Origin of the sequence: Sulfurirhabdus autotrophica (genome assembly GCF_004346685.1) — a bacterium.
GTDB lineage: Bacteria > Pseudomonadota > Gammaproteobacteria > Burkholderiales > SMCO01 > Sulfurirhabdus > Sulfurirhabdus autotrophica.
Map to the genome: position 1 here is coordinate 1 of NZ_SMCO01000037.1, position 16,215 is coordinate 16,215.

Below are 16,215 nucleotides of genomic sequence, written 5' to 3' on the forward strand. Positions count from 1 at the left end.
TCGACTGGCTGGTCAAAAAGGCTCGGATGCTACCGCATCTCGCCCTCTTAACCAACATTACTCAAAATTGCACTTCATCCTTGAATCCGCCTTTTGATATAAATCAGGCTATCGCCATTATTTTGCATTGTCTGCTGATACACCACAGCGAGTCAAATCAGCGCTTTTACTGGCTTTCTAATTCGCAACAGAAACAAAATACTGCATACAACCGATCGCAGTTTGAGGAAAAAATATATGCATGTCACGATAGTTCACATCCATGTCAAAATGGCTCACCTTGAAGAATTTATCGCTGCCACGCAAGAAAATCACCTGGCTTCGATTAAAGAACCTGAAAACCTGCGGTTTGATGTATTGCAATTACCGGAAGAACTCGCACGCTTTGTACTGTATGAAGCGTATGAAACTGCCAATGGTGCCGCAGCTCATAAGCTGACACCCCATTATCTGAAATGGCGTGACACAGTAACCGACTGGATGGCAGAACCACGACAAGGGATCACTTACCTTGGGCTGCTTCCTTCAAAGGAAAATCAATGACCAATCCCGCGTTCTCTATTTCACGACTGCCACGGATAGAATTTGGTTCAGGCTGTTTCAAAAAAATCCCTGCTTTGCTCGGCGATTTTGGCAAGCATGTATTGATCGTTACTGGAGATCGCTCTTTCCGAGAAACGCCCCATTGGACATGGTTAAGTGAGAATCTGAAACAACAGAATTTCACATGGGATTCGCTGACGGTTTCTGGTGAACCTTCCCCCCAATTGGTGGATGATGCCGTAGCCCGTTTCAAGAACGTGAATATTGATGTGGTACTCGGCATAGGTGGCGGCAGTGTACTGGATGCTGCCAAAGCGATTGCCGGCTTGCTTATCCCTGGCAGCTCAGTGATGGATCATCTGGAAGGGGTTGGGCCAGAACTGCCTTACAATGGCCCCTCTACGCCGTTTATTGCTGTTCCGACCACTGCCGGGACAGGCTCAGAGGCCACTAAAAATGCGGTACTCAGCATTCAAGGCAGTACGGGTTTCAAAAAATCCTTTCGCGACGAACTATTGGTACCACAGTATGCCGTGGTTGATCCGGATCTACTCTCCAGCTGCCCACCCGAACTGATAGCAGCGAACGGAATGGATGCTTTCACTCAGCTGCTGGAATCTTATGTTTCAAGCAAAGCTAACCACTTTACTGATGCGCTGGCATTAAGCGGTCTGAATGCTGTTCGCGATGGCCTGCTTCCCTGGTTTCATAACCCGGAAGACAGCAATGGGCGAGAACGAATGGCGTACGCTGCAATGCTTTCAGGCATTACTCTAGCGCAGGTGGGACTAGGGTCAGTCCACGGACTGGCTTCTCCGCTTGGTGCATTTTTCCCCATCCCCCACGGTGTGGTATGCGGCACACTGGTTGCGACCGCTACCGAGATCAACATTATCGCCATGACCCAACGCGAGCCAGCCAACCCGGCACTCTTCAAGTATGCTGAAATCGGTCGGCTGCTCTCAGGAAAAACTGAAAATGAGATGAACAACGCCAGCGCGCTCATAGACCTGGTAAAATTACTTGACGATTGGACTGAACAACTATGCCTTCCTCGTTTAAGCAACTACGGCATCAATGAAAGTGATTTCCCGCACATAGTTAAGAATAGCCGTGGCAGCAGCATGAAAACCAACCCAATTGTGCTTGAGGATACCGAAATATCAGCCATACTCTCCCGCAGAATTTAACCTTTAGTTTTTATCCATTAAAGGTTAAAAAAGATTCATCATTGACACCCCTTATTTAGACCATAATCGCCATTGCATAGACTTTAATTCTGTGATAGGGTAACTATAACGTAACAAAAATCCGTTACGTTTAACCGTCAGTTATCTGAAGGTTGTAATACCTAAACAGGGCAAACCCATCGAAAGGTGGGGACGCAAAGTTTCCGGTCTAAGGGATGATAAAAGTCCTACGATAGCGGAATTGCTAGGTGGTTGAATGAGTGATTTCTCGACTATACTCTTTCGGCACGGTAACACCTTCAATTCTCTTCAAGCATACCGGATCGCCACTGGCACTTTGTTACCCCCCGCTCCCTTTGGATTGCATCGAATTGGAACAATTGGTGACTTAAGTTTTTAGCAAACCATCCGCTATAATTACAAAGTTCACCTAAGCTGGGAGCAGAATCATGAAAACCGCTTCGAATCAGAACGTCGTGCATATAAATAAGTTTGAAAAATCACGTATTTCAAGCTCGTCTACCACACAATTTCTGAACGATAGCCGGGATATGGCCGCCTCAAAACTGGTCAATGCCCTGTCTGACATGCTTGGAAAAGCTGTCGACGAGTTTTTCTTGCTTTCCGAAACCAATACTGGATTCGAGATGCGCAACCTTTACATGGAAGCGATGACGCTTGCCCGTGACAAGCGTGCCATCCTTGAATCTGCATTTAAACAGCAATTTCTCCAAAGCTTTGCCAAAGAAACACGCAAAGATAAAAACGCCTCATTTTCAGCATCTGCGTCCCTTGAATCTGATTTTAGTTTGGTAGATCCCGACGAACTGGAAGAATCCCTTGCTGCGATCAACATTGCGAACAACATCCACGGCACCTGCGCTGAAGCGCTGTTTGGCATAGAAAAACGTATCGGCATTTTGTTACATGACCCGGAACTTTCAAACCATAACAACCCAATTGGACCGGAAGTCATTGGTGCAGCCTTTATGGAAGCACTTAAAGACTGGAATTGCGACGTCAAAGTTAAGCTCTTACTGGTAAGGCTGTTCAATAAATATATGCCTGACCAGTTAAAAGACATGTATCAGGAAATAAACCAGCATCTGGTGGAAAAAGGCGTCCTGCCAAAAATTCGTGTTGGAATGAAAAAACAGGCTTCTTCAGCGTCAGCATCCGGCATGACTCTTCCTGCCGGTGGCATTGCTGCTGGTCAGCCTGTCGTCGGTGGAAACGAGCTATTTGCAACCCTGCAACAATTATTGACATTGGGTGGCGGAGGGATGGGCATTTCACAGCCAGGTGTAGCCGGTGGTTTTACGGGCGGGGTTGCAGGTAATGGTAGTGCTATAGGTAGCAGCGCTGGCGGGATAGCAGGTATCCCGGCACAAATTGGTAGTGGCGTAATGGAGGCACTTAACAAGCTCCAGCACGGTCAGATAGAAGGGTTTGTCTCTAACGGTGGCGCCCTGGATGCTGCCGCATTCACTGGTGGGCGAACCAATGTATTGCGGGAAATCAAGTCTTCCAGTGTAGCGAATACGTTGGGGCATGTTGATTCCATGACGCTCGACATCGTGGCCATGTTATTCGATTACATTCTGGATGATCGGAATATCCCAGATGCCATCAAGGCTTTGATCGGCCGCTTGCAGATCCCCATGCTGAAAGTAGCCATGATGGATAAAACCTTCTTCTCGCAGAAATCCCATCCCGCAAGAAAGTTTCTGGACACGCTGGCCGGTGCAGCAATTGGTTGGGATGAAGCGGAAGGCCATCAAGGGGGGTTGTACAAGCTAGTTGATAGCCTGGTGCAAAAAGTGCTGAATGAATTTGAAGATGAAGTGGGTATTTTTGTCGAAGTTGAAGAAGAACTGGAGCAGTTTCTTGCGGCTGAAAAACACCAGGCAGATGAACTAACTGGTCGCAGTGCCCAAGTCATTCATCATCAGGAAAGAGAAGAGATTGCCAAAATCATGGCACATGATGAAGTGCGTCGCCGTATCCATGCTCAGCATTTACCAGAGGTCATTCGCAACTTTCTGACCGGCTATTGGAAACCCCTCCTCACATCGGCTTACATTCAGACGGGAGAAGATGGGGTTCGCTGGAACAATGCCATTGATACAATGGACAACCTTGTCTGGAGCGTAACCTCTAAACCCGCTCCTGAGGATCGCAAAAAACTTGTCAGCTTATTACCCGGATTATTGAAACGCCTTCAGGATGGTATGGAAACAGCCGGCATGCCTGAAGAGGAGCGTAATGCCTTTTTTTCTACGTTGGTCAGATGCCATGCTGATGCGGTTAAATCAGGATTGCAGACCACAGCAGAAGCTTCCGCAGCTGAAGAATTTAACGCAAGTGAACTGGATTTACCTGACGATTTTGCGCTGGATTTATCATCCGATGCAGAAGCACACATGGATTTTGAGGAGATTGCGCTACCTGCTACCCCCCTCGAACCAGATTTTAATCTCCTGCAGGAAATCAGTAATATTGCTGACGAACATACAGTAAACAAAACTAACGAACTTACTCTGAGTGATGACAATTGGCAAGCAGACCCAGAAGTTGAAGGGGATGACTACACCGCCATGGTCAGTCGCTTAAAACGCGGCACCTGGATCGAATTTTTACAAACAGACGGCACTAGCACACGTGCCAAGCTCGCCTGGGTCAGCCCGATGAAAGGGCTCTATCTCTTTACCAACCGATTGGGAGAGCGTGCAGTTTCCATTACACCATCTGGATTGGAGATGAAATTCCGTGATGGGCTGGCAGAAATCATTAACGATGACAACCTTGTCGATCGGGCTGTAAGCAACCTGCTTGACCGGTTAAATCAACCAGTTTCAGCAATAGAATAATTTTGTGTGATCTTTATACTTTATCCAAATGAATATGGGGTGAGAAGAGCGAGTCTGAGACTGATTCATACCTGAGATGACTATGCATGTTTACTAATCTGCGCGATACTTGCATGCTAAAATGAAATCTACATTTAGCCGGAAGATAATTGCATGCTGGAAAAGTACCTGAAGTTTCTAAAAAGTGACAAATCGGCTCCTGTTAAAAAGCAGGAAAAACCTATCGAAAATGTTGCCACAGAGAAAGACAAAGCACCGCTTATTCCTCCACTGAACCCGCCAGTTCAAGTAGGCAGAAAGATTGTGGACACACAGGATGTCTCGCCTGAAACAATCGTGACAGATGTCATGGAGATAGAAACCAATGGTGAACGTGCTCAAGGCAGCCAAACACTCCAACGATTTTTAGGGCATCAACCCATACTGGACGCATCCCATCGCGTAATCGGTTACGAGCTAAAACTTCAGAACAAGCGCGCACTCCCTCCCACTGACGCAGCAAATACCATCCAGAAAATGCAGGATGAGATGCTGATAATCAGCGTGATTGATCTGGATTTCCAGAAGGCACTGGGAAACAAACTCACCTTTATCAATCTTTCACCCGCTACGCTGTTCAATCCGCTCATAGAACAACTTCCAAAAGAAAAGGTATGCGTAGCGATTCATCTTGAACCCGGTGCTCCGCAACCACTCTTTGAACGCTGCCAGGAATTGGTGAAGCAGGGCATTCCACTTGCACTGGAAGATTTCGAGTATGTTCCGCAACTGGATGCATTTTTGAAGCTCAGTAAATATGTGCGAATTGACACTCGGCAGTACGATGCGCTAATGCTAAGCGAACAAATAGGAAAAATGAAGAAAGTGGCTTCCCCTTTGTTTATTGCCAAAAATGTTGAAACGAATGATGCCTTTGACGCATATAAAAACCTCTCATTTAATTCATTCCAGGGGTATTACTTCACCAAACTGCAGCCAGATTCTCCACAACGTCTGGATAGCAATCGCATTCGCGTGATGGAAATGCTCAACATGGTCATGAACCATGCTGAAATCAGCGAACTGGAGCAGAAAGTCAAACTGGATGCCGCACTTTCCGTCAAGCTGCTTAAATACATCAATTGCCCGGCAAACGGCCTGCAGCAAACCATTCGCTCTATTGGCCATGCACTGGTTCTACTCGGATATGACCAGCTATACCGCTGGCTCACATTACTGATGTTTACGACAGGGAAAGCTGATGAGCGCAGCCGTGCGCTGCTCAAAAGCGCATTGATACGTGCGCGCTTTACTGAAACACTTGGGCAAAGAAAATTACCACCGAAAGATCATGGCGGACTGTTTATTGTCGGCATTTTCTCAGTGCTGGATGCCTTGCTCAACGCGCCGATGGAACAGGCTATGTCGAAACTCAATTTACCCACGCCAGTTGTCGATGCGATTATGAATCGCCAGGGTATTTATGCACCGTATTTACAGCTTGCCATTGCCTGTGAAAACTTTGACCAGGAAGCAATAGAACAACAGGCCGAAGCTTGTGGTTTCAGTGCAGACGAAGTTAACCTTGTTCATGTCAAATCACTGATTTGGGCTGAAGAATTAGAAAACTAAAATTCAAACAAGCAGTTCTTAAGGGGAAATAAATGGGGATGTTCGGACTCATTACGCTTACAATCATCGTTATTGTTGGCGTATATGCGATCATTGCATATAACAGCTTAGTCATGCTTAAACATAATGTCAGCAAAGCCTGGGCTAACATTGATATTCTTTTGAAACAGCGGCACGACGAATTACCCAAACTCGTAGAAACCTGCAAGCAATACATGAAGTTTGAGCAGGAAACACTGGAAAAAGTCATGCAGGCGCGCTCACAAGTATCACAGGCACGCGAAAAACAGGATATTGGCGCGCTGGGTGCAGCTGAAAACACGCTTAGACTTGGTTTGGGTAATTTATTTGCCGTAGCCGAAGCCTACCCGGACTTGAAAACCAATGAAACGTTTCAGCACTTGCAGGCTCGTATAAGCGGGCTGGAAAACGCTATCGCTGATCGGCGTGAATTTTATAATGAAAGCGTCAACGTTAACAATGTGCGTATTGAACAGTTTCCCGATCTGATTATTGCGCGCATTTTCAATTTTCAGCCATTCGACTTGCTGGAATTTCAGGCTGAAGAACTGGCTGATGTAAACGTCAAACAGCTTTTCAGCTAACCAAGCTTCAAGCTATTCGGCATGCCGTCGTTGTCCGAACTGCGTTTGCATTACGCAAATTTTCTTGCCTCCGGTTTTAACCTTGCACTGCTTTTCATTGGCGTCAAAATGGGAACCCGGACAGGCTGGGTTATCTCATTCGCATTAATTGCGCTCACCAGCTTTATTGCATGGGTTGGCAATCTGCGGCGTTATCGGATGGTAGGCGACACACCCACATCCAAAATTGCATCAGCTGCTCAAGGTTACGTGGAGTTTTTTGGCCGCGGTGAACAACATGACGGATACACCCTGACCAGCAAGCTGACCGGCCTGCCCTGTTTATGGTTTCGGTACATTATTGAACAAAGGGATAATGACAACAACTGGAAGACTGCGGATAGCGGCATGAGCAGCGACACGTTTATACTCAACGATCGTAGCGGAAAATGTGCAGTTGACCCTGACCATGCTGAAATCATCACCACCCACAAACAAGTTTGGCATAAAGGGACATACCGCCATACAGAGTGGCTTTTACTAGCACAGGAACCACTCTACGCAATTGGCGAACACATCACTTTAGGTGGCGCAAACTCTGAGCTCAGTTTAAAAGCGGACGTAAATGAACTGCTTGCGGAATGGAAAAAAGACAAAGCAAACCTGCTACAAAGATTTGATCTGAACAAAGACGGTGAAATTGACCTTCAGGAGTGGGAATTAGCTCGTAACCAAGCCCGGCGGGAAGTAGAAAAACAGCACATGGAACTCCGCCTCAAAGATGGCGTACACGTCATGCGTAAACCCCGAGATGGCAGGCTGTTCCTTATTTCCAATCAGCCACCGGAAAAACTGATTCGCACCTATGCCATCTGGGCATGGCTGCATCTTGTACTTTTCATTAGCGCAATTGGCGGGTGCATCTACATCACTGTTTAAACAGTAGTTGTCATTCCACTTTGCATTTGAATAACAAACAGATTACTTCACCTCCAACTCTTCCCAACGCGCCAGTGCCAGCAGCATCTCTTCATCAATTTCAGCAAAACGAGCTTGCAACGCTTTAACTTCATCTGGCTGAGTCTGATACAAGCTAGTATCGGCCAATTTTTCAGTTATAGCTGCCTGTTCTTTTTCTAAAGCCTGGATTTGCTGGGGCAATGCTTCCAGTTCGCGGCTTTCCTTATAGCTTAACTTGGCACGGGCCGCCGGTTTAGCCTCTACTGGTTTTTGCTTGACGGCAGGGGTTTCAGTTTTTTTTGCACTGGAAGCTGTTTGCGCTTTTTTATAACGCACCCAGTCATCATACCCACCCACATATTCCTGCAACTTGCCATCGCCCTCAAATGCCACCACCTGGGTTACAACGTTATCGAGAAATGTCCGGTCATGACTCACCAGCAAAACAGTACCTGTGTATTCCTGCAATAATGCTTCAAGCAATTCAAGCGTTTCAATATCCAGATCATTGGTTGGCTCATCAAGCACCAGCACGTTTGCGGGACGGGTAAACAGGCGTGCCAGCAATAGACGATTGCGTTCGCCACCGCTTAATGATTTTACCGGGGAGCGCGCACGTTGCGGGGCAAACAGAAAATCTTCCAGATAACTGATGACATGCTTACGTTCGCCGTTAATCTCTACAAAATCACTACCCTGGCTAATAGTATCAATCACGGTTGCTTCATCATCCAGTTGTTCGCGGAACTGGTCAAAATAGGCCACGGACAGTTTAGTACCCAGCGTGACTACACCCTGATCAGGTTCAAGCTGCCCTAAGATCATCTTGAGCAATGTACTTTTACCCGCCCCATTCGGGCCAATCAGGCCGATTTTATCGCCACGCATAATGCGACAAGAAAAATCACTGATCACGGTCTTATGATCGTAGGATTTACTGACGTGTTCCAGTTCTGCAACCAATTTTCCGGAACGTTCACCCGCTTCCACATTCAGATTGACATTACCAGACTGCTCACGACGCTGTGCGCGTTCGCGACGCAGCGCTTCCAACCTGCGCACCCGACCTTCGTTGCGTGTTCCCCGCGCCTTGATACCTTGGCGAATCCAGACTTCTTCCTGCGCCAAAACCTTATCAAATTTGTCGTTATGAACCGCTTCAATTTCCAGCAACTCGGCTTTCTTGATTTGATATGCAGAGAAATTGCCGTCAAATCCGGTTAACTTGCCGCGATCAAGCTCAACAATCCTGTTTGCCACGTTATCCAGAAAACGTCGGTCATGGGTAATAAACAGCAAACTGCCTTTAAATTCCCGCATCAAACCTTCCAGCCATTCAATTGCGGATAAATCCAAGTGGTTGGTCGGCTCATCCAGCAGCAAAACTTCCGGCTCCATTACCAAAGCCCGGGCCAGCGCCACACGCTTACGCAAACCTCCGGAAAGTTCACTTATTTTCGAGTCTTCCGGCAAACTCAACCGGCTTAAAGTCGTATCCACCCTTGCCTGCACCTGCCAGCCATCCAGCGCTTCCAGTTCAACCTGCAGATCATGCATACGTGCCATAAGGGCATCGATGTCCGCATCCGGGTCACCCATGGAGTGAGTAACCTCATGGTATTCCAGCATCAACTTGCTCACATTACCCAAGCCTTCTGCTACCGCTTCAAACACAGTGTGATCGGGATCCAAAACAGGTTCCTGCGGCACATAAGCCAACCTGATTCCCGGTGCTCGCCACACACTGCCATCATCCAGATGAGATTCACCCGCAATTGCTTTCAGCATGCTGGACTTGCCAGTACCGTTACGGCCAATTAATCCAATACGCTCACCTGGTTCAAAAACAAGGCTAGCACCATCCAGAAGGGGGACGTGACCGTAAGCAAGGAAAGCATTATCAAGGGTAAGAAGTGGCATGGCAGGGAACAAAATTCAGTAGAAAAGCCGATCATTATACCATGCCCATTATCAAAAACATCGACTTACAGGTTATCGTGCCCCAAACAAACGCGCACCCTGAGTTGCACGCATACTCCCCATACCTATACTTGCTTTTTCACGCCTGTGACTGCACCCCAACTTATTACATTTTGTTACAGCAGTGGCGTCCAACCCTTTATCTACGCCTGCATATGGTAACCTTGTAAAATATGAAACACTCACACTCCAACATACTGATCGTGGATGATGATCGCGAACTAAGCGGCATGCTGAAGGAATACCTGCAAGGCCACGGACTCCAGGTTACATTAGCTGAAAATGGGAAAGAAATGGATCAGTTTCTGGCTGCAACTCCAGCCGATCTGATCTTGCTAGATTTAATGCTACCGGGTGAAGACGGCCTTTCTATTGCACGGCGTCTGTGCGCCAGCTCGCCGACTCCCATCATCATTATGTCCGCACGGGGTGAGGATATAGATCGCATTGTAGGGCTGGAAATCGGCGCAGATGATTATCTTTCTAAACCTTTTAATCCTCGAGAATTACTGGCAAGGGTACGTGCTGTTCTCCGCCGCCTCTCTCAACCAGAAGCTTCGCCACCTGAAAATACCATCACTTTCGGGCCGTTTCGGCTTGATCTTGGCGCTCATCAACTAAACCGGGACGGGGATGAAATACCCCTGACCACAGGTGAATTCACACTACTGAAAATTTTTGCACAACATCCTAATCGTGTTTTGAACAGGGATGAACTCTCCAGCCTGGCAGAAGGCTACGAGCGCATTCCTTTCGACCGCAGTATAGATGTACGCGTGACGCGCTTGCGGCGAAAAATTGAACCGGACATTTCTCGTCCAAAGTATATTCGCACAGTGTGGGGTGCGGGATATCTGTTTTCGCCCCAACCAGAAACCCCCTCGGAATAATGGCGCGCATTACCGCAACCCTTGCAGGTCGAATCGGATTTTTGTTTCTCGGCCTGACGCTTGTGCTGCAGATCATCACATTGTCCGTCACCAGCGCACTAATTTTTTACCCTGTAGTAAAAAACTCGGTAAATGATTTTGCTGCGCTCATCATTTTTTCCGCACAAACCTCGGTGGCATTACCAGCCGAACAGTTTGAACATTTCCGCTCAGAACTGCGCAGAATACACCGTATTGACATTAATCCTTCGACATATGAAACAGGTGATGAGACCAGTTATTTACCCTACGTTATGCTACTTGAAAATGCATTAACTAATCATTTAGGCATGCCGGTAAACGTACGTGCAGTGAAAGGCGAAAATAATCGATATCGCGTAGATTTCTCTTTGTCCGGGCGCGAAGTTCGTATTGAGTTTTCACGCGACCGGATCGGCACCAGCCCGATTCTTGCCATGCTGATAGTGATAGGTGGAACTTTCACATTGAGTGTGGTCAGTGCATTATGGCTGACCAACCTCATCAAACGTCGATTTACCCTATTTACTGCAGCAACGGATGATCTGGCGCGAGGCGCAAGACCCGACCCCATCCCAGAAGAAGGACCTGAAGAGTTAGCCACTCTTGCCAATAATTTTAACCACATGGCGCAGCGGGTACACGAATTACTGGATAACAGAACCACTATGTTGGCAGGTGTTTCCCATGATTTGCGAACACCCATCGCCCGCATGGTGATGGCACTGGAGTTGCTTCGCGAATCACGCGACCCGGCTTTGATAGAAAGAATTTCACGCTATCTTGACGATATGAACGGTCTGATCGGCCAGTTTCTACAATTTGCCCGCGCCCAGCAACCCGCCGTATCCGAGCAAACTGACCTGGCAAAACTATTAGACCAATGGAGCAGGGAATATTGTGACGCTACCTCCCCCGTAATCAGAAGCGGGTTATCTGAATGTGCACTTCAATTATCTGTGCTGGACTTTAAGCGTGTTGTGTCAAATCTGCTGGATAACGCGATTCATTACAGCGCGTCTCTGCCAGTAGAAATCTGGCTGGGCAGTGAAAGCAACAACATCATAGTAGAAATTCGTGACCGCGGCCCTGGAATCCCTGATGAGAAAAAAACACTTGTTTTTCGTCCATTTTATCGCCTTGACACATCCCGGCATCCCGATCAGGGCGGCACTGGATTAGGGTTAGCCATCGCGCTGGAAATCTCTCGCATCCACAAATGGGAAATCAATTTACTGGACAGGGAAAACGGTGGAATGATCGCCCAAATCATCATACCAAAACCAGCGTAACCCTCCCTGTTGACGCAACCCAATCTCATTCACTTTCAGTCCCACTGATTTTTATTGCACCTCCTGCTGTAACAAATTGAAACAGTTCGTCATAAATCGTCACGCCTGCCACATCACCATGAAATAAGTTACAAGCATGATGGCAACATGCATCAATACATGATGCTCCCGTTAAACAAATGATAATCCTGCCGCTAACCAGCATCGGGAAACATGAAAGAGGAGACCATAGTGAAAAAATTCAAACTCAGCCTGACCGTCCTGGCTATGTCATTAGCTGCAATTCAAGCCCAGGCTGTTACCCTGACATTTATTGAAAACAATGATCTGCACGCCCATCTCACCCCCCATCTGGATAAAGTCGTAAAGAATGGCCAAGTAGTTTATGAATCTCGAGGTGGCCTGGCACGGGTCGCCACATTGGTGAAACAGATACGCGCACAAAACCCGAACTCAGTACTGATGAACGTGGGTGACACGTACCACGGCGGAGTTGAAGCACTCTATACGTTGGGCAATGCGGTGATCGATCCGCTCAATTCACTGGGTGTGGATGTCGGCGTACCAGGTAACTGGGATTTTGCCTATGGCCCCAACGTGCTCCGTCTTCGCTACGTCAACAACCTGACAACCTTTCAAAAGAATTTACTTCAGGCAACGGTCAGTATTACTGTTAAAAAGCCGAACTTTCCAAATCTGGCAGCTAACATGCAATCCACTGCTGGTGCCAATGCAGGCGGTCTGTTATTACCGGGCACGCTGCTAAAAACCGTTGGCGGTGTAAAAGTCGGCTTCATTGGGCTTACTTCCGATATTGTTGCGCAAATGGATTCCATGCTGGCAGTCGGCCTGTCATTCACACAGGGTGAAACTGCCTATCGTGACCTGATCAACACTCAGGCGCAATCCCTGCGCAGTCAAGGCGCAGAACTGGTCATGGTTATGAGTGAACTGGGGCTACAAAAAGATTATCGGCTTGCAGACGTCATTAGTGCGGGAGCTGTGGATGTATTCTTCTCAGCCCATACCCACGACACCATTTTCACCCCGCTCAAAACCAAGAGTGGCGCACTGGTCGTAGAAGCTGGACATGATGGCTGGCTGGGACGCATGGATGTAGATGTAGTGAGCGGCCAAACCCCAGTATTCAATTGGACACTATTACCCGTAGATTCCAGCATCCCAGATGATCCTGCCATGAAAACATTGGTAGATGCAGCACGCGCACCTTTCCTGACTGCCAATCCCAACATGACCGTCCCCATGAATGGCATGACACTCAAGCTGACACAGCCAATCAACACTGTACTGGGCCATGTTTATGCGCCGCTGGATCGCGAAGATGCACTGGAATCCACCTTCAACAATGCCTGGACCGACACCCTGCGCCAGCAAACCGGAACTGACATTGCCATCACTCCCGGCTTCCGTATGGATGCACCCACCCCTGCAGCAGGTATGACGTATGAAGACAATTACGTAGCCGACGGTGCACTGACGATTGAAGACGTTTATCGCTATATCCCTGTTCCCTACACGCTTGGAACGGGAACCATAGCAGGCTCGGCCATCAAATCCATCCTTGAAAGCGATTTAACGGCAGTATATTCGCTCGACAGTTTTTTACAGGGCGGGGGCTGGGCCAATGGCTGGTCCGGATTAAATATCAACGTTGACTTGTCACACCCTGATGGCCAAAGAGTGCAATCCATTGTGCATGCCAATGGCTCACCCATTGCAGACACTGACACATTGACTGCCACAGGTTGCTTACGCCCCACTGATACCGCAGATGGGACAGGCACAATACTGTGCAGTTTCAGCGGTTTCAGCAATGTCAAATCATTGATCAATCCCGCAACAGGTAATCCATGGTACCCGCAAGAGCTGTTTACTACTGCCCTGACACAGGGCTGGCTTGCAAATGGCGCACGACATAACATCACAGATGCAGCAGCCACTCCGGCCTGGCCTGCGCAGCCGTTTGTGCAACCCTTGGCAGTCAGGGTTACCTCAGGAGTCAACATGGTAAAGTCAGGGCTAACCTACAACGTTGGCAGCCAGATATACACCGGCCAAATCACGGTAAGCAATACTGGCACAGTTCCGCACCAGGCACCCCTTAAGCTAGTTATCGAGGGCCTGACATCGACTGCAACCGTCGTCAATGCTGCAGGCACATATTACAACCAGCCCTACCTGACACTGACAGGCAGCCTAGCGCCAGGAAGCAGCACCACAGTAAAAGTGCAGTTTAAAAACTCATCACCCACAAGAATCACCTACAGCCCTGCAACCTATACCGGCGGCGTATAAGGCGTGTACACCATCGGCTTCCCAGACAGCCGGTGGTCACTTTTCAAATTAACAAAAGGAATTCATTATGTTTAGGAAAAATCTCATCGCAGGCTTGCTCGCTTTTTTTGCCTCCACGGCTGTACTGGCAGATACCTGGTACAATACCGTTGATACGAGCCTGCTAGCAGGACAAACAGGCTGGCTGGATTTTCAATTCAATCCTGGCGACGTTGATGCCCCTTCAGCCACTGCTACCGTAGCAGCATTTACCACAAACGGCAGCATTGTCGGCTTACCCACCTTGACAGGTGATGTTTCTGGCAATCTAAACAATGGCATTACGCTGGCAAATAGCCAGTACTTCAATGATCTGCTGCAAGGATTTTCATTTGGATCGACATTGAGCTTCAGCCTCGACTGGGTAATGCCCGCGCCAACTCCTGGGGCAAGTGGCACAGCTTTTAGCTTGTCATTTTATGACGCTAATTTCAACTCGTTACTTGCCGACCCGGTTTGGGGTTCTGCACTAATAACTAACCTGAAAGGGGATGGGACAATGGAAGTACTGGCAAAATCAGATCCTGTTTCCGTATCGACGACTGCACCCACCCCCGTTCCACTCCCAGGCTCATGGGGATTTTTGCTTGCAGGTATATCCATGTTTGCAGGAATTAGACGAACATTTTTCGCCACAAAAATAAAATTTACTTGCTGATATAGAATAAATATTCCATTTATCCCGCGCTCATTGAGGCGGGAACTTTGACATTAAACTAACTGACTGTCATCAACACTGAATTTTACTTAATTTCTAGCGCATTTTTAACACCCAATAAATGATGCTGACCAGAATATCATTTCAAGAGCTACGAGATATGCAGCTACAATTACTTTCACTTTTCACGTCGCGCCAAACCAATCAAGCCCAACAGGCCAGAACCCAACAACCAAGCTGAGGCAGGAATGGGCGTTGGAAGAGGTCCGGGAATAGGCCCAGGCCCATCGCTGGGATTACACAATCCAAAATCGTAAGGCCAACTACATTGATAAAAAACTTGAACACCAGTAACATTGAAATTCATACTTTGACCAACAAAGGGACCATCTAACATCTGGGTGCCGCTATAATTATCCGTATCCATATTGGTATCGATAGATACGCCACTCCACACCGTATTCATGGTATTGCCATTCAGATTTGTTCCCCCCGTAGAAAAAGGTGAGGTTGTTCCGGTTTGCATCCAGGACTTGTTCATGTCCCAAAGCAGAACAATGTCGACATCTTTGGAACTGCTCCAATCCCACAACAGGTGTACGCCCACTTGACCATAACCTACAGACAGGTTGTAAGCCGGGCCGATTCCGCAGGCAGGATCACCGGCTGGGCATCCTGTATAAAAAGTGTAGTTACCAGCCGCATAAACATTGACGTTGTGTGCAGTCCATTTTTTGCCACTAAATGCGGTTGGCGAGGACAGAGTTGCGTTGGAACTGCCATCGCGGACCAAAGAGTTATACCAAGTACCATTCCAGGTAAAGGTCACGTCGTTCGTGCCACCAGTCAAACCGTTGGATGAACCGACCATGGTCATATTATTGCCGGTGGTGCTCACTATGGGGGTATAAACAGCATGTGCCGCGCTGGCGCAAAATAACATAGAAACGGCAACGCTCATTGTCATTTGTTTCAACTGATTCATGGCATTACTCTCCAATTGACATTATGAGTGCAAAAAACTATTAAGCAGCTTTGCGTCGTGCCACACCGATTAAACCCAGCAGGCCTGAACTGAACAGCCATAATGAGGCTGGAACGGGTACCGCTTGGATGCCATTAATATTGAAATTCCAACTTTGGCTTATCGTCGGACCATCAATCATCTGGGTACCTGAAAAGCTGTCAGGATCCATGTTGGTATCAATTGAAACTGCATCCCATACAGTGTTGATGGTATTGCCAGAACTTGAACCATTACAAT

Annotated in this window: 13 protein-coding genes and 1 riboswitch; of the genes, 10 read left to right on the top strand and 3 right to left on the bottom strand. The window is 47.7% G+C overall.

The genetic code is table 11. The features are described 5' to 3' along the window. Positions 1–237 precede the first annotated feature (237 nt). From EDC63_RS17995 to EDC63_RS18020, 6 genes are all read left to right on the top strand, one after another. Complete coding sequence (locus EDC63_RS17995; protein ID WP_124946915.1) at positions 238–543, top strand: antibiotic biosynthesis monooxygenase; 306 nt, start codon at positions 238–240, stop codon at positions 541–543. Then, positions 540–1,733 (top strand): iron-containing alcohol dehydrogenase, encoded by a 1,194-nt coding sequence (locus tag EDC63_RS18000; protein ID WP_124946914.1) that lies wholly within the window; start codon positions 540–542, stop codon positions 1,731–1,733. Before EDC63_RS17995 ends, EDC63_RS18000 begins: the two co-directional genes overlap by 4 nt. 159 nt (positions 1,734–1,892) lie before the next feature. Continuing rightward, positions 1,893–1,982, top strand: a riboswitch (cyclic di-GMP riboswitch). A gap of 200 nt (positions 1,983–2,182) precedes the next feature. Continuing rightward, positions 2,183–4,603 carry a DUF1631 domain-containing protein gene (locus EDC63_RS18005; protein ID WP_124946913.1) on the top strand — a complete coding sequence of 807 codons (2,421 nt, stop codon included), beginning with the start codon at positions 2,183–2,185 and terminating at the stop codon, positions 4,601–4,603. A 153-nt stretch (positions 4,604–4,756) separates the two neighbouring features. Then, a complete protein-coding gene (locus EDC63_RS18010; RefSeq protein ID WP_223248311.1) occupies positions 4,757–6,214 on the top strand; it encodes an EAL and HDOD domain-containing protein in 1,458 nt (485 codons plus the stop codon). Positions 6,215–6,246: 32 nt separating this feature from the next. Next, positions 6,247–6,819 carry a LemA family protein gene (locus EDC63_RS18015; protein ID WP_370685882.1) on the top strand — a complete coding sequence of 191 codons (573 nt, stop codon included), beginning with the start codon at positions 6,247–6,249 and terminating at the stop codon, positions 6,817–6,819. A gap of 21 nt (positions 6,820–6,840) precedes the next feature. Next, positions 6,841–7,737 carry a hypothetical protein gene (locus EDC63_RS18020; protein WP_124946912.1) on the top strand — a complete coding sequence of 299 codons (897 nt, stop codon included), beginning with the start codon at positions 6,841–6,843 and terminating at the stop codon, positions 7,735–7,737. A 42-nt stretch (positions 7,738–7,779) separates the two neighbouring features. On the opposite strand, the gene EDC63_RS18025 is transcribed toward EDC63_RS18020, so the two are convergent. Further along, complete coding sequence (locus EDC63_RS18025) at positions 7,780–9,678, bottom strand: ATP-binding cassette domain-containing protein (RefSeq protein ID WP_124946911.1); 1,899 nt, start codon at positions 9,676–9,678, stop codon at positions 7,780–7,782. Positions 9,679–9,911: 233 nt separating this feature from the next. Between EDC63_RS18025 and EDC63_RS18030 the strand changes: the two genes are divergently transcribed. The 4 genes from EDC63_RS18030 to EDC63_RS18045 all read left to right on the top strand — a co-directional run bounded on the left by EDC63_RS18030 (position 9,912) and on the right by EDC63_RS18045 (position 14,951). Continuing rightward, the gene (locus tag EDC63_RS18030; RefSeq protein WP_124946910.1) at positions 9,912–10,628 is read left to right on the top strand and encodes a response regulator; all 717 of its coding nucleotides are present in this window, start codon (positions 9,912–9,914) and stop codon (positions 10,626–10,628) included. Continuing rightward, on the top strand, positions 10,628–11,938 hold the full coding sequence (locus EDC63_RS18035) for an ATP-binding protein (protein ID WP_124946909.1): 1,311 nt from the start codon (positions 10,628–10,630) through the stop codon (positions 11,936–11,938). The genes EDC63_RS18030 and EDC63_RS18035 overlap by 1 nt, the downstream gene beginning before the upstream one ends. A 231-nt stretch (positions 11,939–12,169) precedes the next feature. Beyond that, positions 12,170–14,254 (top strand): bifunctional metallophosphatase/5'-nucleotidase, encoded by a 2,085-nt coding sequence (locus EDC63_RS18040; protein ID WP_165923040.1) that lies wholly within the window; start codon positions 12,170–12,172, stop codon positions 14,252–14,254. Between the two features lie 67 nt (positions 14,255–14,321). Next, a complete protein-coding gene (locus tag EDC63_RS18045) occupies positions 14,322–14,951 on the top strand; it encodes an NF038129 family PEP-CTERM protein (RefSeq protein WP_124946907.1) in 630 nt (209 codons plus the stop codon). Between the two features lie 178 nt (positions 14,952–15,129). Here EDC63_RS18045 and EDC63_RS18930 read toward each other — a convergent pair whose 3' ends face one another. After that, positions 15,130–15,936: a VPLPA-CTERM sorting domain-containing protein gene (locus tag EDC63_RS18930; protein ID WP_223248310.1), complete on the bottom strand. Its 807-nt coding sequence runs from the start codon at positions 15,934–15,936 to the stop codon at positions 15,130–15,132. Between the two features lie 40 nt (positions 15,937–15,976). After that, positions 15,977–16,215, bottom strand: a 239-nt coding sequence (locus tag EDC63_RS18055) for a VPLPA-CTERM sorting domain-containing protein (protein ID WP_132920979.1), incomplete at its 5' end; no start/stop codon positions are given.